This is a genomic window from Limnohabitans sp. JirII-29, from assembly GCF_003063395.1.
GTDB lineage: Bacteria > Pseudomonadota > Gammaproteobacteria > Burkholderiales > Burkholderiaceae_C > Limnohabitans.
This window is the reverse complement of record NZ_NESB01000003.1, coordinates 148,606-167,297: the sequence shown is the minus strand read 5'-3', so window position 1 is coordinate 167,297 and position 18,692 is coordinate 148,606. Positions and strand designations below refer to the sequence as shown.

The following is an 18,692-nucleotide window of genomic DNA, read 5'->3' as shown; positions in this document are numbered from 1 at the left end:
TAGGAGATCAATTCTTCAAAGCGGGCGAGTTTGCCACATGCGGCAACGCACAGACAGCGGTTAAATTTTGCTTAAGACTTAACTTCTTTTTAAGTGAAATTCGGTTTAGTATTTGATAAATCTGTCGATATCAACAATATCAAAAGATAAATCGATATATTTAACAAAATGTCTACCACCACCCAAGCACTCTTTGGCCGAGCTTTGGTTTTGTTGACCGTCATGTCGTTGTCGGGCTGTTACACCATTGCCTCGACCGAGTATGCAGACTTTGCCGCGCAATCCCCGGACAAGCGTGTGATGAACAGCGTCAATCTGAGTTGGGAGATTCGGCCCGATGCGGCCGAGTATTGCGCGCAGATATCCGGCAAACGGGGGGCTGGCATGGCCACACCTGCTGTGGCGTGTGCCACTTGGTCCGCAGAGTCCAAGCGCTGCACCATCATCACCACGCCCAACCCCAACCACGTGGTGATTGGCCATGAAGTGCGCCATTGCTTTGAAGGTCACTTCCACTGAGTTTTGTGGACAGATTGCCAGCGCTCAAGCGCGTAACTGCGTTCGCAGTTGTTGGCCCACATCAGGCCGTGCGGCAAACGGGTCTGGGGGCGGGCCTTGTGACACGATGGCTTGCATGCGCAATTGCACATTGCCCAACGCGTGGGGATGGCTGTAGATGTAGAACTGCTCGGTCGCCACGGCGTCAAAGACCTTTTGTGCCACCTCTGCCGCACTGACTTTGCCGCTGTCTACCGCCTTATCCAGCATGGCTTGGCTGATGCGCTGGCTGGACGTGATTGGTGCTGTCTGCAATGCATCGGGTCGATTGCGTTGACTTTGACTGATGCCTGTGGGCACAAAGTACGGGCACAAAACACTGGCACTGACCTGCTCAGACACCAACTGAAGGTCTTGGTACAAGGTTTCGGTCAAGGCCACCACCGCGTGTTTGCTCACGTTGTAAACCCCCATGTTGGGTGGTGTGAGCAAGCCAGCCATGCTGGCCGTGTTGACGATGTGACCTTGGTAAAGCGGATCTTGCTTGGCGGCTTGCAACATCATGGGGGTGAACAAACGCACACCGTGGATCACGCCCCACAGGTTGACGCCAAGCACCCATTGCCAATCGGCCAGTGAGTTCTCCCACACCAAACCGCCAGAGCCAACCCCTGCGTTGTTGAAGACCAAATGCGGTGCGCCCAATTGGGTGTACACGTCGTGCGCCAAAGTTTGCATTTGGTCGGCGTTGGAGACATCAACACAACGTGCAATCACCGTCACCCCGGTGGCCGTGAGTTCTGCAACGGCCGCATCGAGCGCGTCACGTTGCACATCGACCAACACCAGATTCATGCCCAATTTGGCCCCGAGTCGGGCGCACGCCAAGCCAAAGCCAGATCCTGCGCCGGTCAAAACGGCTGTTTTGCCTGCAAAGTTTGAAATCATGCGGTGCAGCCTTTAAACCAGCTGGACCAGTTGTTTGCCAAAATTCTTGCCCTTGAGCAAACCCAGAAAGGCTTGTGGCGCAGCTGCCAAGCCTTGCGCCACGGATTCACGAGGGCGTAACTGACCACTGCCGACCAAGTGGCCCAACTCCTTGAGCGCTTCGGGCCACACCTCCATGTGTTCGCTGACGATGAAGCCTTGGATCTTCAAGCGGTTGACCAAAATCAGCGCAGGATGGGTCATGGGCAAGGGGGCGCCGTCGTAGCCCGCGATCATGCCGCAAACGGCGATGCGCGCGAAAGCGTTGGTGCGCAGCATCACGGCATCGAGCACCATGCCACCCACGTTTTCGAAGTGACCGTCAATGCCGTTGGGGCAGGCTTGCCGCAAGGCTTTGGACAAAGACAGATAGTCACTGTGCTGCTTGTAGTCCACACAGGCATCAAAGCCCAAGCTGTTGACCACGTAGTCGCATTTCTCTTGACCGCCTGCAATGCCCACCACACGGCAACCGCGCGCTTTGGCGAGCGCCCCATAAGCGCTGCCGACGGCACCGCTGGCCGCACTCACGGTAACGGTTTCGCCTGCTTGAGGCTCAATGACCTTGACCAAGCCATACCAAGCGGTGACCCCAGGCATGCCGACGGCCCCCAGGTAGTGGCTCAGCGGCACATGGGTGGTGTCGACTCGGCGCAGCATGCCAGGGGCATGGCCATCGACCACGCTGTAGAGTTGCCACCCTCCCATGCCCACCACCTGATCACCAGGCTTGAACTTGGGGTGGCGGCTCTCCACCACCTCACCGGCGGTGCCACCAATCATCACCTCACCCAACGGCTGCGGTGCAGCGTAGCTCTTGCTGTCGTTCATGCGCCCTCGCATGTAAGGGTCCAAGCTGAGGTAGTGGTGGCGCACCAAGACCTGGCCTTCTTCAAGCGCTGGCGTTTCACAACTGACGAGTCTGAAGTTGTCAACCGTGGCTTGGCCTTGTGGCCGGTTGTCAAGCAAAAAAGATTGGTTCAGCGGCATGGCACATCCTGGCTTGTGGGTTCAATCGGTGGAGATATCGGAGACCGGATGGCTGGGGTCTGGCGCTTTGGGCACGTATTTGAAAGTGCCTGTGGCGTGCGCACAAACTTGACCTTGCGCGTCATACACCGTGCCTTCGGTGAACGCCATGCTGCGCGACCGGTGGATCAGACGCCCCTTGCTGGTCAACACGCCACGCGCAGGCTGCATGAAGGTGGTTTTCATCTCAACCGTGACCACGCCAGATGTCCTCTCCACACTGCGTGCGGCTGTTGCCAGGGTCACATCCAGCAGTGTCATCAACGCGCCTCCATGGGTGACATTGAATGAATTCATGTGTTCGGGCTCGGGCTCAAAGCGCAGCTCGGATTGTCCGTCGTCGAAGAAGACCATCTCGAAACCCAAGTGGTCGACAAACGGAATGTAGGCACCAAAACTTTCTTGCATGGCTTGTTCCTTGATTAAAAAGCGTCTTCAGGCATGTTGGCACAGGTCATGTCACGTTGTGCGACAACTTGTAGCCAGGCACTGATTTTCGGTAGTTCGTAGCGAAAGAAAAATTGAGCCGCTGTGCGACGGCCCAAATTTTCGGACCCGGCACCTTGGCTGACCCGTTCGACCTCAAGCCACATCCATGACAGCACCATGTGTCCAAACGCTTGCAGATAAGGCACGGCGTTTGCCAGGGCCTGAGTTGGCGCACCCTCTTGCCAAGCCATGTCTGTGGCACGTTGCACGTGTTGCAGCGCATCGTTCAATGCGTGGGCATGGTCTGCGATGTGACCGGCTTGATCGGTTTGTTGCAGGGCCTGCGCCACCGTGGCATGAATGCGCTGTGTCAGCAAGGTCATGCCCTGCCCGTCTTCCATGCGCACTTTGCGTCCCAGCAAGTCCATCCCCTGGATGCCGTGTGTGCCTTCATGGATCATGTTCAAACGGTTGTCGCGCCAGTACTGCTCCACCGGGTAGTCACGGGTGTAGCCATAGCCGCCATGCACCTGAATGGCCAGTGAGTTGGCCTCCAAGCACCACTCGCTGGGCCAGCTCTTGGCGATGGGCGTGAGCACTTCGAGCAACAAACGCGCTTCGTTGGCGGCTGTGGCCTCGCCCGTGCGTTGCTCGTCCACCAAGCGCGCGCAATACAGGGCCAGGGCCAAGGCACCCTCGCCATAGGCCTTTTGGGCCAGCAGCATGCGCTTGACATCAGCGTGTTCAATGATGCGAATTTGTGCCGATGCTGGGTCTTTGCCCGCAGCGGTCATGGCGCGTCCTTGCGGGCGTGCTTTGGCATAGTCGAGTGAGGCGTAATAGCCCGCCAACCCCAGCATGGTGGCCGCCATGCCGACCCCAATGCGGGCCTCGTTCATCATGTGGAACATGCAGCGCAGGCCCTCGCCGGGTTGGCCCACCAAATAGCCGATGGCACCCGCTTGTCCTTGCGCATCTGGGTATTTGCCTTCGCCAAAATTGAGCAAGGTGTTGACAGTGCCACGCCAGCCGCATTTGTGGTTCAAGCCAGCCAAGGCCACGTCATTGCGTTGGCCCGTGAGCTTGCCTTGTGCATCCACCCGGTGCTTAGGCACCACAAACAAGGAAATGCCTTTGACCCCGGGAATCGGCATGCCGTCAGGCCCGGGAATCTTGGCCAAGACCAGGTGGACGATGTTCTCGGTCAGTTCGTGGTCGCCGGTTGAGATCCACATCTTGTGACCCTTGAGCCGATAGCGCGAGCCCAGTGGATCGCTGGCAAAGTCTTCGCCATCGGGTATGGCGCGGGTGGTGATATCGCTCAATGACGAGCCCGCTTGCGGTTCAGACAAACACATGGTGCCGCTCCAGCGGCCTGAGAATTCATGGTGCGCAAACACCTGCTTTTGTGTCTCGCTGCCATAAGCCATCAGCAAGTTGGCGTTGCCTACGGTCAACATGCCACCGCCAATGCTCACCGACGCACACGCAAAAAATGCATTGGCTGCAGACTCGACCACATAGGGCAGTTGCATGCCGCCAATGTCATAGTCTTGCGCGGCGCTCAGCATGCCCGAAGCCGCATAGGCTGCATGGGCATCGTGGGTGGCTTGCGGCAGGATCACGCGTTCGCCATCGAACTGCGGTTCTTGCGTGTCGATGGTGCGGTTGTACGGCGCAAATTTGTCGCGTGCGATGCGCTCGCAGGTGTCGAGCACCGCATCAAAAGTTTCTCTTGAATGGTCTGCGAAACGTGAACGTTGATTCAGTGCCTCGACTTGGAGCCAGTCGTACAGCAAAAAATCAACGGTGTCTCGCAGCGCCATTTACAGCACTTCAAAAATACCCGCAGCGCCCATGCCGCCGCCAATGCACATGGTCACTGCCACGCGCTTGGCACCACGGCGTTTGCCTTCGATCAAGGCATGTCCTGTCAGGCGTTGACCGCTCATGCCGTAGGGATGCCCCACGGCAATCGCACCACCGTTGACATTGAGGCGATCGTTGGGAATGCCCAGTTTGTCGCGGCAGTACAGCACTTGCACCGCAAAGGCTTCGTTGAGTTCCCACAGGTCAATGTCATTCACAGTCAGCCCTAAACGCTTGAGCACTTTGGGTACGGCAAAGACAGGGCCAATGCCCATCTCATCGGGCTCGCAGCCTGCCACTGCAAAGCCGAGGAACCGACCCAGGGGTTTCAAACCACGCTTGCTGGCCAGCTCTTCGCTCATCACCACACAGGCTCCTGCCCCGTCAGAGAACTGACTGGCATTGCCTGCCGTGATCAAACCGCCTGGCATGGCCGATTTCAAGCCGCTGATGGCTTCAACCGTGGTGCCTTCACGCATGCCTTCATCACGGCTGACCGTGACTTGTTGGGTCATCAAGCCCATCACTTTGTCGACCACGCCCGCTTTCACGGTGATGGCTGCAATCTCTTCGTCGAACTTGCCTGCTGCCGCTGCAGCGCAGGCTTTTTGCTGGCTGGCTGCGCCGTACTCATCCATGGCTTCACGGCTGATGTTGTAACGCTTGGCTACGTTTTCAGCGGTTTGCAACATGTTCCAGTAAATCTCAGGCTTGATCTTGTTGAGGTTGGGGTCGATGAACATGTGCATGTTCATTTCTTGCTGCACGCACGAAATGCTTTCCACGCCGCCTGCCACATACACATCGCCTTCACCGGTGATGATGCGTTGTGCCGCCAAGGCGATGGTTTGCAAACCCGACGAGCAAAAGCGATTCACCGTGATGCCGCTCACGCTCACGGGCAAGCCACCCGCCAAACCGCATTGGCGGGCAATGTTCCAGCCTGTAGCGCCTTCGGGGTTGGCGCAGCCCATGATCACGTCTTCCACTTCAGCGGCATCAATGCCAGCACGCGCGACGGCGTGCTGAATGGCGTGTCCACCGAGCGTGGCGCCGTGGGTCATGTTGAAGGAGCCTTTCCAGCTTTTGGTCAGCGGGGTGCGGGCGGTTGAAACGATGACAGCGTTGGTCATAGGAATTCCTTAAATGGGGTTCAGTTGAAGGTCTTGCCTTCGGCGGCGAGGCGGGCCAACAAAGGTGCTGGTTTCCAGAACTCGGCGTCATCGAGGGGGTTGGCCGCAAAGCGATGCATGGCTTGCACCACATTGAACAAACCAATTTGGTCAGCGTAGAGCATGGGGCCACCACGGTAGATCGGGAAGCCGTAACCGGTGATGTAGACCATGTCGATGTCGCTGGCTTTGGCGGCGATGCCTTCTTCCAAAATGTGTGCGGCTTCGTTGACCAGTGAGAACACCAAGCGTTGCACAATTTCTTCGTCGCTGATTTTGCGTGCTGTGATGCCTAGAGCGGCACGGTGCTTGACCACCATGTCTTCCACCTCTTTGTTCGGTATGGCGTCACGCTTGCCCGCTTGGTAGTCGTACCAGCCCTTGCCCACTTTTTGGCCAAAGCGCCCCATCTCGCACAACAAGTCGGCGGTTTTGCTGTACTTCATCTGGGGCTTTTCAACATAGCGGCGTTTGCGGATGGCCCAGCCGATGTCGTTGCCCGCCAAGTCACCCATACGGAAGGGCCCCATGGCAAAGCCAAACTTCTCAATTGCTTTGTCCACCTGCTGTGGGGTACAGCCCTCTTCCAGCAAGAAACCGGCTTGACGGCCATATTGCTCGATCATGCGGTTGCCAATGAAGCCGTCGCACACGCCCGACACCACGGCGGTCTTTTTGATCTTCTTGGCCACAGCCATGACTGTGGCCAGCACGTCTTTGGCGGTTTTTTCACCGCGCACGACTTCGAGCAACTTCATCACATTGGCGGGGCTGAAAAAGTGCATGCCCACCACGTCTTGGGGGCGCTGGGTGAAGTTGGCAATGGCGTTGACGTCCAAGGTCGAGGTGTTGGAGGCCAGAACAGCGCCAGGCTTCATCACGGCATCGAGCTGTTTGAACACGGCTTCTTTGACGCCCATCTCTTCAAACACGGCCTCAATCACCAAGTCGGCATCTTTCAAATCGTTGTAGCTCAGCGTGGTGCTGAGCAAGGCCATGCGCTGGGCGTATTTGTCTTCTTTGAGCTTGCCTTTTTTGACTTGCGCTTCGTAATTTTTCTGGATCGTGGCAATGCCACGGTCCAGGGCCTCTTGCTTGGTTTCCAGCAGCTTGACGGGCAAGCCCGCATTGAGAAAGTTCATCGCAATGCCGCCGCCCATGGTGCCGGCCCCAATGATGGCCACCGACTGGATGTTGCGCACCGGGGTGGTGTCGGGCACATCGGCAATTTTGGAAGCCGCGCGTTGGGCGGTGAACAAGTGACGCAAGGCACGGCACTCGGGCGTCCACATCAGGTTGATGAAAAGCTCGCGCTCGTAGGTCATGCCATCGGCAAATTTTTTCTTGGTGGCGGCTTCTACGGCGTCCACACACTTGGGTGGTGCGGGGTAGTTTTTGGCCATGCCTTTGACCATGTTGCGGGCGAACTGAAAGTAGGCATCGCCTTGCGGGTGCTTGCAGGGCAAATCGCGCACTTTGGGCAAGGGGCGCACATCGGCCATTTGACGGGCCAAGGTCAAGGCTTCGTCCATCAGTGACTCAGGAGAAGCCGCCATTTGATCGAACAGTTTTTGACCGGGCAGCATGGCCAGCATCTCGCTCTTGATGGCTTCGCCGCTGACGATCATGTTCAACGCGGGCTCTACGCCCAAGGCACGGGGCAGGCGTTGGGTGCCACCAGCGCCTGGAATCAAACCAATCTTGACCTCAGGCAAGGCGATGTTGGCACCTGGTGCCGCGATGCGGTAGTGGCAACCCAAGGCCAGCTCCAAACCACCACCCATGGCCACGCTGTGCACCGCAGCGACCACAGGCTTGCTGCTGTTTTCTAAAACAGAGATAACGCTCAACAAATTGGGCTCTTGAATCGCCTTGGGCGTGCCGAATTCACGGATGTCGGCACCGCCAGAAAACGCCTTGCCGTGGCCGGTGACCACCAAAGCCTTCACCGCAGGATCCGCCAGTGCCTGTTCAACGCCCGCCACGATGGCTTGGCGGGTGGACAAGCCCAAACCGTTGACCGGTGGGTTGTTGAGCGTGATCACGGCCACGTCGCCATGAACTTTGTAGTCTGCACTCATGCGATTTCCTTGTTGGAACAATGAAAGGACAATAAAAAGAACGATCGTTCTTTTTTGATTCTAGATCAAACTTCTAACCATTCCTTGCGGGTGTAAACGTCATCGCGCAGCGCCTGGGGCGTGCCTGAAAACACAATGCGCCCATGACCCATGACGAGCACCCGATCCGAGATGTCCATGGCGATGGTGAGCTTTTGTTCAATCAGCAACACCGAGATGCCGCGTGCTTTGAGGGTTTGCAAATACTGCCCCACCAACTCAACGATTTTGGGTGCCAGGCCCTCGGTGGGCTCGTCAATGATGATCAGGTCGGGGTCACCCATCAGGGTGCGGCACAAGGTGAGCATTTGCTGTTCACCGCCCGAGAGCACGCCCGCTTCGGTGTGCTCTCGTTCTTTCAAGCGCGGGAACATGGCGTACATGTCGTCAAACGACCAGCGGCTGCCCTCGCCTTTGCCCTTTTGTCCCAACAACAGGTTTTGCTGCACCGTGAGCTTGGGAAAAATGTCGCGGTTCTCTGGCACATAGCCAATGCCCAGATGGGCAATTTGGTAAGGCTTTTTCTGCGCAATGTGTTGGTCGTTCCACAGCATCGTGCCTTGGCAATCGACCAGGCCCATGATGGCGCGTGCTGTGGTGGAGCGGCCAGAGCCGTTGCGTCCGAGCAAGGCCACAATTTCTCCAGCTTGCACCTCAAAAGAAACACCATGCAACACATGGCTTTTGCCGTAAAACGCGTGAAGGTTATCGATCTTGAGCATCACAGGGTCTCGCGTGTGTCAGGTCGCCGCTTGGTGCTCGGCCACGGCCGAGCCCAGATAAGCCTCTTGCACCCGTGCGTTGGCACGCACGGCCTCGGGGGTGTCAAAAGCAATCACTTCGCCGTAGACCACCACCGCAATTTTGTCGGCCAGTCCAAACACCACGCCCATGTCGTGTTCGACGGTGAGCAGTGTTTTGCCCTCTGTCACTTCGCGAATCAGCTGAATGAAGCGCTTGGTCTCGCTCTTGCTCATGCCTGCCGTGGGTTCGTCCAGCAAGATCACGTCCGAGCCGCCTGCGATGGTGATGCCGATCTCCAGCGCGCGTTGTTCGGCATAGGTGAGGTTGATGGCCAACACGTCGCGTTTTTTGTCCAACCGGATGCGCGCCATCAGCTGTTCAGCGCGCTCGTTGGCGTCATCCAGATTGGCGAGGAACTTCAAGAAGGTGTACTTGTAGCCCAAGGTCCACAACACGGCGCAACGCAAGTTTTCAAACACGCTGAGCTTGGGAAAGATGTTGGTGATTTGAAAGCTGCGTGACAAACCCAGTCGGTTGATCTCGAACGGTTTCTTGCCATCGATGCGGTGGGCGCCTAACCAAATTTCACCGCTGGTCGGCTCAAGCCGTCCACTGATGAGGTTGAACAAGGTGGATTTGCCAGCGCCATTGGGGCCAATGATGGCCACACGCTCGCCCGCTTGGACTTCCAGATCAACGCCGCGGATGATTTCGGTTTTGCCAAAGTTTTTGCGCACGTCTTTGAGTTGCAAGGCAATCACAGGGCCTCCCGACGTTTGATTTCTTTCTCAATGAAGGCCTGTGTCTCGTCCCAATCGTTCACGTACTGGCGACGCGCCAGTTCAAATAGGCCCAAACCGGTGAGCATGACAAAGGCCGCGCCAAACCAGCTACCCAGGGATTGGGCATCGAGCACCACGCCCGCAAAGTGCAGTTCGGGTCCTTGGGAGGTGTTGAGTTGCAGGTGGTAGATCATCTCGATCATGGCCGCCGCGCCAGCCAGGCCTAGCAATGCCGTGATGCCCAAGCCCACATAAGCCACCCACAGTTGACGCAAACGGCCAAAGGCGGCCAAGCGCAGGTTCATCATGACCAAGCTGGCGATGCCGCCAGGGGCGTACATCACCATGAACAAAAAAGTCAGACCGAGGTAGAGCAACCAAGCTTTGGTGAACTCCGACAGCAGCACAAAAGCCAACACCATCAGGATGGCACCGATGATGGGACCAAAGAAAAAGGTGGCGCCACCTAAAAAGGTGAACAGCAAATAGGCGCCTGAGCGGCCAGAGCCCACCACTTCGGCCGTGACAATTTCAAAGTTGACCGACGCCAAACCGCCTGCGATGCCGGCAAAAAAACCCGCGATGATGAAAGAGAAATAACGCACATACTGGGTGTTGTAGCCAATGAACTCAACCCGCTCTGGGTTGTCGCGCACCGCGTTCAAGATGCGCCCCAGCGGCGTACGGGTGAAGGCATACATCAGGGCCACGCACACCAGCGTGTAGGCCGCCGTGAGGTAATACACCTGAATGGCGGGCCCGTAGGTGATGCCCCATACCGCCTGCCCCACCACGCGGTTGCCCGCCACGCCAGCTTCGCCACCGAAAAATTCAGAAAACATCAGCGACATGGCAAACACCAATTCGGCCAATCCCAAGGTGATCATGGCAAAGGTGGTGCCTGACTTGCGCGTGGTCACAAAACCAAACAGCACGGCGAAACACATGCCGCCTAAACCCCCAACCAAAGGCACCAAACTGACGGGAATGGCCAATGCCCCGCTGCTCGCGGCATTGAGCGCGTGCATGGCGGTGTAGGCACCCAGGCCTGTGTACACCGCATGGCCAAAGCTCAACATGCCACCTTGTCCCAGCAGCATGTTGTAGGACAGACATGCCACCATGGCGATACCCATTTGCGACAACATGGTGACCGACAAGTTGCTCGAAAACACGCGTGGCGCTAACAGCAGCACCAAGATGAAGGCGCCCCAAATCAGCCAGCGCGCCACGTTGTAGGGCTTGAATACGTAATGGGTGTTGGATGCACGCATGGCTCAGCTCTCCCGTGTGCCCAAGAGCCCTTTGGGGCGGAAGATCAAGATCAGTACCAAAAACAAATACGGCAAGATGGGCGCGACCTGAGACAAGGTGAGTTTGAGCACCGAGTTGTCGCGCATGGCGCTGCTCACCTGCAGCCCCAGGTTTTGTAGCAGCAGCAAGACCGAATAGTCAAACGCCACCGCAAAGGTTTGCACCACGCCAATCAACAGCGAGGCCAAAAAAGCCCCGGCCAACGAGCCCATGCCACCGACCACCACCACCACAAAAATCACCGATCCCACCGTGGCCGCCATGGCCGGTTCGGTGACAAACGTGCTGCCGCCAATCACCCCGGCCAGGCCTGCCAGGCCCGTGCCTACACCAAACACCATCATGAAGACCCGTGGCACGTTGTGACCCAGTGACTCCACAGCCTCTGGGTGCGTGAGCGCCGCTTGAATCACCAGTCCGACACGGGTACGGGTGAGCAAGGCCCACAAGCCGACCATCATCAACAAGGCCACCAGCATCATGAAGCCACGCGTGGCCGGAAACGGCGAACAGACCACGCGCACCGCGGCATCGCTGGCGTTGCACAGCTCGGGGGCGGCGGCCCCCCAGACCAGCGACAAGCCGTGCAAGGAGTTTTGAATCAATGTAAAAGCGGGCCCCTGTAATTGGGGTGGAGGCACAAACTCCAAGGCCGTGCGGCCCCAGACCAGTTGCACCAACTCCAACAACATGTAAGACAGCCCAAACGTGACCAACAACTCAGGCACATGGCCGAACTTGTGAACCCGACGCAAACTCAGTCTCTCAAAGGCAGCACCCAATGCGCCCGTGAGTATGGGCGCGATGAACAAGGCCGCCCAAAACCCCAACACACCATTGAGCGAATAGCCCAGATAAGCCCCCACCATGTAAAAGCTGGCATGGGCGAAATTGAGCACGCCCATCATGCTGAAAATCAAGGTCAACCCAGAGCTGAGCATGAACAACAACAGACCATAGCTCAAACCATTGAGCATGGAGATCAAGAAAAACTCCATCAATTACCTTGTCTTTGCCGCATCTTAAAAATCAAGGCGGTGTGTTGGAGGCACACCGCCTTGCACCTTATCCCCACGCTTAGCTTGGGCGTTTCATTTGGCAGCTGGTGGGTGTGCTGGCCACATAGGGCTCAAAGGTTTTGACGGGCGCCAAGGTCATGCCCGTGTTCTCTGGGCTATAGGGGTATTTTTTGTCGGCTTTTTGCCAGACCGTCAAGAACAAAGTCTGTTGAATTTGGTGGTCGGTTTTACGCAACTCGATCTCGCCGTTGAAGCTGTTGGTTTTCAAGCCTTCCAAAGCAGCAGCCACTTTGACCGGATCGGTTGATTTGGCATTTTTCATGGCGATGGACAACGCGGTGAAGATGTGCGGCACCGAGCCGGTGAACATGTCGTCGTTGTAGCGTTTCTTGAAGTCGGCCATCCACTTCTCCATGGGGCCACCCATGTTGTAGTGTTGGTAAGCAATTTGGTAGACGCGCCCCGCACCACCCGTGCTCAAGGCTGTGGGCGTGCCAGTGACGCCGGTGTAGTAGGTGTAGAACTTGCCGTTGTAACCGCCTTCGTTGGCAGCTTTGACCAGCAAGGCCAAATCAGACCCCCAGTTGCCCGTGATCACGGTGTCGGCCCCAGAGGCTTTGATCTTGGCAATGTAGGGCGAGAAGTCACGCACCTGGGCCAGCGGGTGCAGGTCTTCGCCCACCACTTGAATGTCAGGACGCTTGCGGCTGAGGTTTTCTTTCGCAAACTTGGCCACTTGTTGGCCGTGCGAGTAATTTTGGTTCAGCAGGTAGACCTTCTTGATGTCGGGCTGGTCTTTCATGAAGGTGGTCATGGCCTCCATCTTCATCGAGGTATCCGCATCAAAGCGGAAGTGCCAATAGCTGCACTTGCTGTTGGTGAAGTCGGGGTCCACCGCGGCGTAGTTCAAAAACAGCACCTCTTTGCCAGGGTTGCGCTCGTTGTGTTTATTGACGGCATCGATCAACGCACCCGCCACAGAAGATCCGTTGCCTTGCGCGATGTAGCGAATGCCTTGGTCCATCGCTGCTTTCAGCGCATTCAAACTCTCGGCGGGGCTGAGCTTGTTGTCAAAGCCGACCACCTCGTACTTCACGCCCGCGGCATTGCTCTTGGTGAAGGTGTCGGCAAAGAATTGAAAGCTTCGGAGTTGGTTCAAACCCAACGGTCCCATCAACCCGCTTTGCGGGTCAATCAGCGCAATCTTCACCGTTTCGCCGCTTTGCGCAAATGCCGCACTCCCGACTGCGGCCAGGATAGCCAGGCTCAGCAGTTGTTGTTTGAACTTCATGTCTGTCTCCTTTGGATTTCTATTGACATTCAAGCGTAACGACTTTGGTGACACCCACGTTCAGGGATTGCCCTTAACGTGGTGGCACAGGCAGCCTGCCCTCAGACACCGGGCAGCACATAGTCTTTGAGCTGTTCGCGCAATTTGGTTTTCAGCATCTTGCCGGTGGCCCCCAGGGGGATGCTGTCGACAAACACCACGTCGTCTGGAATTTGCCACTTGGCTGTTTTGCCTTCGTAGAACTTGAGCAAGTCTTCGCGGCTGACTTCGGTCCCGGGCTTTTTGACCACGGCCACGATCGGACGTTCGTCCCACTTGGGGTGTTTGACGCCAATGCACGCCGCCATGGCAACTGCCGGATGCGCCACTGCAATGTTTTCAATATCAATGGAGCTGATCCACTCTCCGCCTGATTTGATGACGTCTTTGCTGCGGTCGGTGATTTGCATGTAGCCGTCCTGGTCGATGGTGGCCACGTCACCCGTGGGGAACCAACCCACACCATCAGCGTCTTTCACCAAGGGGCTGCCGCCCTCGCCTTTGAAGTAATCGGCCACCACCCAAGGCCCTTTGACCAACAGATCGCCATAGGCTTTGCCGTCATGTGGTTGTTCATGGCCCGCGTCGTCGACGATCTTCATGTCAATGCCAAAAATGGCTCGGCCTTGTTTGAGGCGAATCTTCATTTGCTCCTCGGCTGGCAGCTTGAGGTGCTTGTTCTTCAAGGTACACAGCGTGCCCAAGGGGCTGAGCTCGGTCATGCCCCAGGCATGCAACACGTCGACGTTGTATTCATCGCGGAAGGCATCAATCATCGCGGGCGGACAAGCCGAGCCGCCAATGACGGTGCGCGTCAGATTGGAAAAGCGCAATCCAGCGGGCTTCATGTGACCCAGCAACATTTGCCACACGGTGGGTACCCCGGCCGCAAAGGTCACGCCTTCACCTTCGATCAATTCGTAAATGGATTTGCCATCCATGCCCGGGCCAGGGAACACCAGCTTGGCACCGGTCATGGCAGCGCTGTACGGAATGCCCCAGGCGTTGACGTGGAACATCGGTACCACCGGCAAGATGGCGTCTCGTGCCGAGATGCACATCACATCGGGCAAGGCTGCTGCGTAGGCGTGCAAGATGGTGGAGCGATGGCTGTACAGCGCCGCTTTGGGGTGGCCCGTGGTGCCGCTGGTGTAGCACATGCTGGAAGCCGAGTTTTCGTCCATCGAGGGCCAGGTGTAGGTGCTGGACTGTTGGCCCATCCACGCTTCGTAGCTGATGAGGTTGGGGATGCCGCTGTCGGTTGGCAGTTTGTCCGCGTCACACATTACCACCCAATGGCGGATGGTGGTGCACTTGGCGTGCACCGCTTGGATGATGGGCAAGAACGTCATGTCAAAGCACAGCACCTGGTCTTCGGCGTGATTGGCAATCCAGGCGATTTGATCGGGGTGCAAGCGCGGGTTGATGGTGTGCAACACCCGACCGCTGCCGCTGACACCAAAGTACAGCTCCAAATGGCGGTAGCCGTTCCAGGCCAACGTGGCCACACGGTCGCTCATGTCGAGCTTGAAACCGTCCAGTGCATTGGCCACTTGCCGTGCGCGTCGCGCCACATCGCCCCAGGTGTAGCGGTGGATATCGCCTTCCACGCGGCGTGACACGATCTCGCCGTCCCCGTGGTGGTGTTCGGCAAAGTCGATCAGGTTTGAGATCAACAAGGGTTGGTTTTGCATCAAGCCCAGCATGGCAAGCTCCTGTGTGTTTATCGTTTTGGCACGGTCGTGCTATTTGTCTCAAAGCATTGTGCCAACAACTTGCTGACGAATTGCGAAGACTTATGAAAAACAGGCCTATGGATTTCCCCAGACAATCTTGACTTATGAACACCAGTGCCCTCCCTTTGCCGACCAACGCCGCCTATCACTGGCCTTGGCATCCGAGCTTTGGTCGATTGGGCGACGCTTTTCAGCGCCTGTGTCCACCCACGCCTTTGGCGCCTTCTCATTGGGTGGCGTGTAACCACCACTTGTTGACGCAACTGGGCTTGCCCGCCGAACTCTGGTTGTCACAAGACGCGTTGGATGCACTCAGTGGCAATGCTTTGTTGCCGGGCAGCACGCCGCGTGCCAGTGTGTACAGCGGCCACCAGTTCGGCGTCTGGGCAGGACAGTTGGGAGACGGCAGGGCCATCAGTTTGGGCGAAATCGACACGCTGCTGGGGGTGCAAGACATTCAGCTCAAGGGCGCCGGGCCTACGCCGTACTCACGCCGTGGCGATGGTCGCGCCGTGCTGCGCTCCAGCATTCGCGAGTTCTTGGCCAGCGAGGCCATGTATGGTTTGGGCATTCCTACCACCCGCGCCCTGTGTGTCACTGGCTCGCCTACACCGGTCTACCGCGAAGAGCGCGAGACTGCCGCCGTGGTCACGCGTGTGGCCCCCAGCTTTGTGCGCTTTGGCCATTTCGAGCACTTTGCTGCCAACGGGCAAACACAAGAACTGAGGGCGCTGGCAGACCATGTGGTGCAAAGCCACTTCCCTGAGTTGTTGCCTTTGCAAGACACTGCGCGTTACTGTGCCATGTTGCAAGAGGTCACGCGACGCACGGCAGGTCTGATGGCGCAATGGCAAGCCGTGGGCTTTTGTCATGGCGTGATGAACACCGACAACATGAGCGTGCTTGGTTTGACGCTCGACTACGGCCCCTTTCAGTTCATGGATGGGTTTGATCCGGGGCATATCTGCAACCACTCTGACACGTCGGGCCGTTACGCCTATGCGCGCCAACCTCAAGTGGCTTACTGGAACTTGTTTTGTTTGGGTCAGGCCTTGATGCCTTTGATTGACGGACAAGAGCCTGTACTGGCCGCGCTCGAAACCTACAAAACTTTGTTTCCAGAGGCTTTGGACCAACGCATGCGTGCCAAGCTCGGATTGACGGATACACACGACGGCGACCGCGCTTTGGTGGAAGCGCTGTTGCAAGCCATGCAGCAAGACCGCGTGGACTTCACCGTACTGTGGCGTCGCTTGAGCCACGCCGTGTACGAGTCGGCCCACCTGAACCAGGCGTTTGAACCGGTGCGTGATTTGTTCATGCACCGTGAGGTGTTTGATGCTTGGCGCATCCAATACGAAGCACGACTCGGCAGCGCAGATCGCCGCAGCGTGGGTCAACAGATGCTGCGCACCAATCCCAAATTCATTTTGCGCAACCACTTGGGCGAAATGGCCATTCGCCAAGCCAAAGCAGGCGACTTTGGCATGGTGCAAGCTTTGTTGAATGTGCTGCACAGCCCCTACGACGAACACCCAGCCCACGAGGGGTGGGCCGGTCTTGCGCCAGAATGGGCGTCATCCATTGAAATCAGTTGTTCCTCATGACCTTGAAAAAAACCGACGCCGAATGGCGTGAAATTTTGGCCGCCAAACAGGCGGAATCTGTGGCGTTTGATGTGACCCGCCGTGCGGCCACCGAGCGCCCTTTCACGGGCAAGTATGAAAGCCATTGGGCTGACGGCTCGTACCACTGCATCTGTTGCAACGCCAAATTGTTCGACTCTGTGACCAAGTTTGACGCGGGTTGCGGTTGGCCCAGTTTTAGTCAAGCGGCTGATGAATCGGCGATTGCTGAACACCGCGACATCAGCCACGGCATGGTGCGGGTAGAGACTGTGTGTGCCCAATGCGGCGCGCACTTGGGTCATGTGTTTCCCGATGGCCCAGCCCCTACAGGCTTGCGCTATTGCATGAACTCGGCGTCATTGGACTTTGTGCCTAAAGATTGAACGCCACATCATGAAAATATTTTTTGACTTCTTCCCCATCATTTTGTTTTTTGCCGTGTTCAAAACATGGGGTATCTATGCCGCGACCTCAGTGGCCATCGTCGCCACCATTGGACAAATTGCCTGGCTGTGGCGCAAAAACGGATTTGTCGAGCCCATGCAATGGGTGAGCCTGGGTGTGATCGTGGTGTTTGGTGGCGCTACCTTGATCACCCAAGACGAAACCTTCATCAAATGGAAGCCCACCGTGTTGTATTGGCTGATGGGCGGGGCGTTGTGGGTGGGGCACCTGGTGTTCAAGCGCAATTTGTTGCGTCAACTCATGAGTGCCCAACTCACCCTGCCCGACCATGCATGGCGCGTACTGCTGCACAGCTGGGCAGTGTTTTTCACAGGCATGGGTTTTTTGAATCTGTGGGTTGCCAATCACTTTGACACTGACACCTGGGTTAGCTTCAAGCTGTTTGGTGGTTTGGGCCTGATGCTGGTGTTTGTGCTGGTACAGGGCTTTTATTTGAGTCGATTCATGCAAGAAGACAAGGAACAAGCGTGATGCAGATCACAGCCGCCTTACTCACAGCACGTCTTCAAGAACAACTGTCGCCCACTTTCGTGGAAGTGCTGGACGAGAGTGCCGGTCATGCGGGGCATGCCGGGGCCAACGGCACAGGCCAAGGTACCCACTTTCGAGTGCGTATTCAAAGCGTCCAATTCACGGGCAAGCCACGCGTGGCGCGCCATCGGCTTGTGTATGATGCGCTGCAAGAATACATAGACCAAGGTTTACATGCCTTGGTCATTGAAGTTTTAGAAACCCCATCGAGAGAGATTTCATGAAGAAGCAAATGGTTTGGAGCGTGGTGGCAGCTGCGGTGTTGGCCTCGTTGAGCATTCAGGTGTCGGCACAAAACATTGCCATCGTCAACGGCAAAGCGGTGCCCAAAGCACGTGCCGAAGCGCTGGCTGAGCAAGTGGCTCGCTCGGGTCGCCCCATCACACCGGATGTAGAAGCACAAATCAAAGAAGAAGTCATCGCTCGCGAAATCTTCATGCAAGAAGCTCAGAAACGGGGCTTGGACGCTACGGACAACTACAAAAACCAGTTGGAATTGGCCCGCCAAACCATTTTGATTCGTGAACTCTTCAGCGACTTCCAAAAGACCGCCGAAGTGACCGATGCCGATGTGCAGGCCGAATACGACAAATTTGTAGCAGCCAACGGCGGCAAAGAGTACCGCTCACGTCACATCTTGGTGGAAACCGAAGCCCAAGCCAACGCCATTCTGGCCAGCTTGAAAAAAGGTGCCAAGTTTGAAGATTTGGCCAAGAAACAATCCAAAGACCCAGGTTCGGGCGCCAAAGGTGGCGACCTCGATTGGGCCGCGCCTGGCAACTTCGTCAAAGAATTCTCGGATGCCATGGCCGCTCTGAAAAAAGGCGAAACCACGGCCAAGCCGGTCAAGAGCCAATTTGGTTTTCACATCATCCGTCTGGATGATGTGCGTGATGCCCAGTTGCCCAAGCTAGAAGAGGTCAAGCCTCAAATTACCCAGCAACTTCAGCAACAACGCATGGCCACGTTCCAGCAAGAAATGCGCGCCAAAGCGAAAGTTGAATAAAGCACCCATCAGCTCACCACAAAGCGGCCTGCG

The 18,692-nt window shown here is 56.9% G+C and carries 18 protein-coding genes; 6 read left to right on the top strand and 12 right to left on the bottom strand.

Annotated elements, in window-relative coordinates; genetic code table 11:
* The first annotated feature begins 168 nt into the window (after window positions 1-168).
* Window positions 169-519, top strand: coding sequence for a hypothetical protein (locus B9Z39_RS05900; RefSeq protein WP_108301037.1), 351 nt, complete (start codon window positions 169-171; stop codon window positions 517-519).
* Between the two features lie 24 nt (window positions 520-543).
* On the opposite strand, the gene B9Z39_RS05895 is transcribed toward B9Z39_RS05900, so the two are convergent.
* From B9Z39_RS05895 to B9Z39_RS05840, 12 genes are all read right to left on the bottom strand, one after another.
* Window positions 544-1,446, bottom strand: coding sequence for an SDR family oxidoreductase (locus B9Z39_RS05895; RefSeq protein ID WP_108301036.1), 903 nt, complete (start codon window positions 1,444-1,446; stop codon window positions 544-546).
* 12 nt (window positions 1,447-1,458) lie between these two features.
* Window positions 1,459-2,475: an NADP-dependent oxidoreductase gene (locus tag B9Z39_RS05890; protein WP_108301035.1), complete on the bottom strand. Its 1,017-nt coding sequence runs from the start codon at window positions 2,473-2,475 to the stop codon at window positions 1,459-1,461.
* Window positions 2,476-2,496: 21 nt separating this feature from the next.
* The gene (locus B9Z39_RS05885) at window positions 2,497-2,922 is read right to left on the bottom strand and encodes a PaaI family thioesterase (RefSeq protein ID WP_100144911.1); all 426 of its coding nucleotides are present in this window, start codon (window positions 2,920-2,922) and stop codon (window positions 2,497-2,499) included.
* 14 nt (window positions 2,923-2,936) lie between these two features.
* On the bottom strand, window positions 2,937-4,769 hold the full coding sequence (locus tag B9Z39_RS05880) for an acyl-CoA dehydrogenase (RefSeq protein ID WP_108301034.1): 1,833 nt from the start codon (window positions 4,767-4,769) through the stop codon (window positions 2,937-2,939).
* Complete coding sequence (locus tag B9Z39_RS05875; RefSeq protein WP_108301033.1) at window positions 4,770-5,945, bottom strand: acetyl-CoA C-acyltransferase; 1,176 nt, start codon at window positions 5,943-5,945, stop codon at window positions 4,770-4,772.
* Between the two features lie 20 nt (window positions 5,946-5,965).
* Window positions 5,966-8,065 (bottom strand): 3-hydroxyacyl-CoA dehydrogenase NAD-binding domain-containing protein, encoded by a 2,100-nt coding sequence (locus B9Z39_RS05870; protein ID WP_108301032.1) that lies wholly within the window; start codon window positions 8,063-8,065, stop codon window positions 5,966-5,968.
* 65 nt (window positions 8,066-8,130) lie between these two features.
* Window positions 8,131-8,826: an ABC transporter ATP-binding protein gene (locus B9Z39_RS05865; protein WP_108301031.1), complete on the bottom strand. Its 696-nt coding sequence runs from the start codon at window positions 8,824-8,826 to the stop codon at window positions 8,131-8,133.
* Between the two features lie 18 nt (window positions 8,827-8,844).
* Complete coding sequence (locus B9Z39_RS05860) at window positions 8,845-9,609, bottom strand: ABC transporter ATP-binding protein (RefSeq protein ID WP_108301030.1); 765 nt, start codon at window positions 9,607-9,609, stop codon at window positions 8,845-8,847.
* A complete protein-coding gene (locus B9Z39_RS05855; RefSeq protein WP_100144899.1) occupies window positions 9,606-10,904 on the bottom strand; it encodes a branched-chain amino acid ABC transporter permease in 1,299 nt (432 codons plus the stop codon). The genes B9Z39_RS05860 and B9Z39_RS05855 overlap by 4 nt, the downstream gene beginning before the upstream one ends.
* Before the next feature lie 3 nt (window positions 10,905-10,907).
* Window positions 10,908-11,942 carry a branched-chain amino acid ABC transporter permease gene (locus B9Z39_RS05850; RefSeq protein ID WP_108301029.1) on the bottom strand — a complete coding sequence of 345 codons (1,035 nt, stop codon included), beginning with the start codon at window positions 11,940-11,942 and terminating at the stop codon, window positions 10,908-10,910.
* A gap of 79 nt (window positions 11,943-12,021) precedes the next feature.
* Entirely contained in the window at window positions 12,022-13,254 is a 1,233-nt protein-coding gene (locus tag B9Z39_RS05845; protein WP_108301028.1) for a branched-chain amino acid ABC transporter substrate-binding protein, read from the bottom strand.
* Between the two features lie 101 nt (window positions 13,255-13,355).
* A complete protein-coding gene (locus B9Z39_RS05840) occupies window positions 13,356-14,999 on the bottom strand; it encodes a 3-(methylthio)propionyl-CoA ligase (RefSeq protein WP_108301027.1) in 1,644 nt (547 codons plus the stop codon).
* 134 nt (window positions 15,000-15,133) lie between these two features.
* On the opposite strand from B9Z39_RS05840, the gene B9Z39_RS05835 reads away from it, so the two are divergent.
* Genes B9Z39_RS05835 through B9Z39_RS05815 form a run of 5 tightly spaced genes read left to right on the top strand, consistent with a single transcriptional unit; the run spans window position 15,134 to window position 18,659 of the window.
* On the top strand, window positions 15,134-16,636 hold the full coding sequence (locus B9Z39_RS05835; RefSeq protein ID WP_108301026.1) for a YdiU family protein: 1,503 nt from the start codon (window positions 15,134-15,136) through the stop codon (window positions 16,634-16,636).
* Window positions 16,633-17,040 (top strand): peptide-methionine (R)-S-oxide reductase MsrB, encoded by a 408-nt coding sequence (gene msrB / locus B9Z39_RS05830; protein ID WP_100144889.1) that lies wholly within the window; start codon window positions 16,633-16,635, stop codon window positions 17,038-17,040. Before B9Z39_RS05835 ends, msrB begins: the two co-directional genes overlap by 4 nt.
* A gap of 10 nt (window positions 17,041-17,050) precedes the next feature.
* The gene (locus tag B9Z39_RS05825) at window positions 17,051-17,593 is read left to right on the top strand and encodes a septation protein A (RefSeq protein ID WP_100144887.1); all 543 of its coding nucleotides are present in this window, start codon (window positions 17,051-17,053) and stop codon (window positions 17,591-17,593) included.
* Entirely contained in the window at window positions 17,593-17,877 is a 285-nt protein-coding gene (locus tag B9Z39_RS05820) for a BolA family transcriptional regulator (protein WP_108301025.1), read from the top strand. Before B9Z39_RS05825 ends, B9Z39_RS05820 begins: the two co-directional genes overlap by 1 nt.
* A complete protein-coding gene (locus B9Z39_RS05815; RefSeq protein WP_108301024.1) occupies window positions 17,874-18,659 on the top strand; it encodes a peptidylprolyl isomerase in 786 nt (261 codons plus the stop codon). The genes B9Z39_RS05820 and B9Z39_RS05815 overlap by 4 nt, the downstream gene beginning before the upstream one ends.
* Window positions 18,660-18,692: the final 33 nt, after the last annotated feature.

What these genes read in the sequence shown, in the direction of transcription:
- B9Z39_RS05885 (WP_100144911.1), bottom strand. Translation starts at nt 2,922, where the DNA reads ATGCAAGAAAGTTTTGGTGCCTACATTCCGTTTGTCGACCACTTGGGT.
- B9Z39_RS05850 (WP_108301029.1), bottom strand. Translation starts at nt 11,942, where the DNA reads ATGGAGTTTTTCTTGATCTCCATGCTCAATGGTTTGAGCTATGGTCTG.
- B9Z39_RS05865 (WP_108301031.1), bottom strand. Translation starts at nt 8,826, where the DNA reads ATGCTCAAGATCGATAACCTTCACGCGTTTTACGGCAAAAGCCATGTG.
- B9Z39_RS05875 (WP_108301033.1), bottom strand. Translation starts at nt 5,945, where the DNA reads ATGACCAACGCTGTCATCGTTTCAACCGCCCGCACCCCGCTGACCAAA.
- B9Z39_RS05855 (WP_100144899.1), bottom strand. Translation starts at nt 10,904, where the DNA reads ATGCGTGCATCCAACACCCATTACGTATTCAAGCCCTACAACGTGGCG.
- B9Z39_RS05900 (WP_108301037.1), top strand. Translation starts at nt 169, where the DNA reads ATGTCTACCACCACCCAAGCACTCTTTGGCCGAGCTTTGGTTTTGTTG.
- B9Z39_RS05880 (WP_108301034.1), bottom strand. Translation starts at nt 4,769, where the DNA reads ATGGCGCTGCGAGACACCGTTGATTTTTTGCTGTACGACTGGCTCCAA.
- B9Z39_RS05845 (WP_108301028.1), bottom strand. Translation starts at nt 13,254, where the DNA reads ATGAAGTTCAAACAACAACTGCTGAGCCTGGCTATCCTGGCCGCAGTC.
- B9Z39_RS05840 (WP_108301027.1), bottom strand. Translation starts at nt 14,999, where the DNA reads ATGCTGGGCTTGATGCAAAACCAACCCTTGTTGATCTCAAACCTGATC.
- B9Z39_RS05815 (WP_108301024.1), top strand. Translation starts at nt 17,874, where the DNA reads ATGAAGAAGCAAATGGTTTGGAGCGTGGTGGCAGCTGCGGTGTTGGCC.
- B9Z39_RS05895 (WP_108301036.1), bottom strand. Translation starts at nt 1,446, where the DNA reads ATGATTTCAAACTTTGCAGGCAAAACAGCCGTTTTGACCGGCGCAGGA.
- B9Z39_RS05825 (WP_100144887.1), top strand. Translation starts at nt 17,051, where the DNA reads ATGAAAATATTTTTTGACTTCTTCCCCATCATTTTGTTTTTTGCCGTG.
- B9Z39_RS05870 (WP_108301032.1), bottom strand. Translation starts at nt 8,065, where the DNA reads ATGAGTGCAGACTACAAAGTTCATGGCGACGTGGCCGTGATCACGCTC.
- B9Z39_RS05890 (WP_108301035.1), bottom strand. Translation starts at nt 2,475, where the DNA reads ATGCCGCTGAACCAATCTTTTTTGCTTGACAACCGGCCACAAGGCCAA.
- B9Z39_RS05820 (WP_108301025.1), top strand. Translation starts at nt 17,593, where the DNA reads ATGCAGATCACAGCCGCCTTACTCACAGCACGTCTTCAAGAACAACTG.
- B9Z39_RS05835 (WP_108301026.1), top strand. Translation starts at nt 15,134, where the DNA reads ATGAACACCAGTGCCCTCCCTTTGCCGACCAACGCCGCCTATCACTGG.
- msrB (WP_100144889.1), top strand. Translation starts at nt 16,633, where the DNA reads ATGACCTTGAAAAAAACCGACGCCGAATGGCGTGAAATTTTGGCCGCC.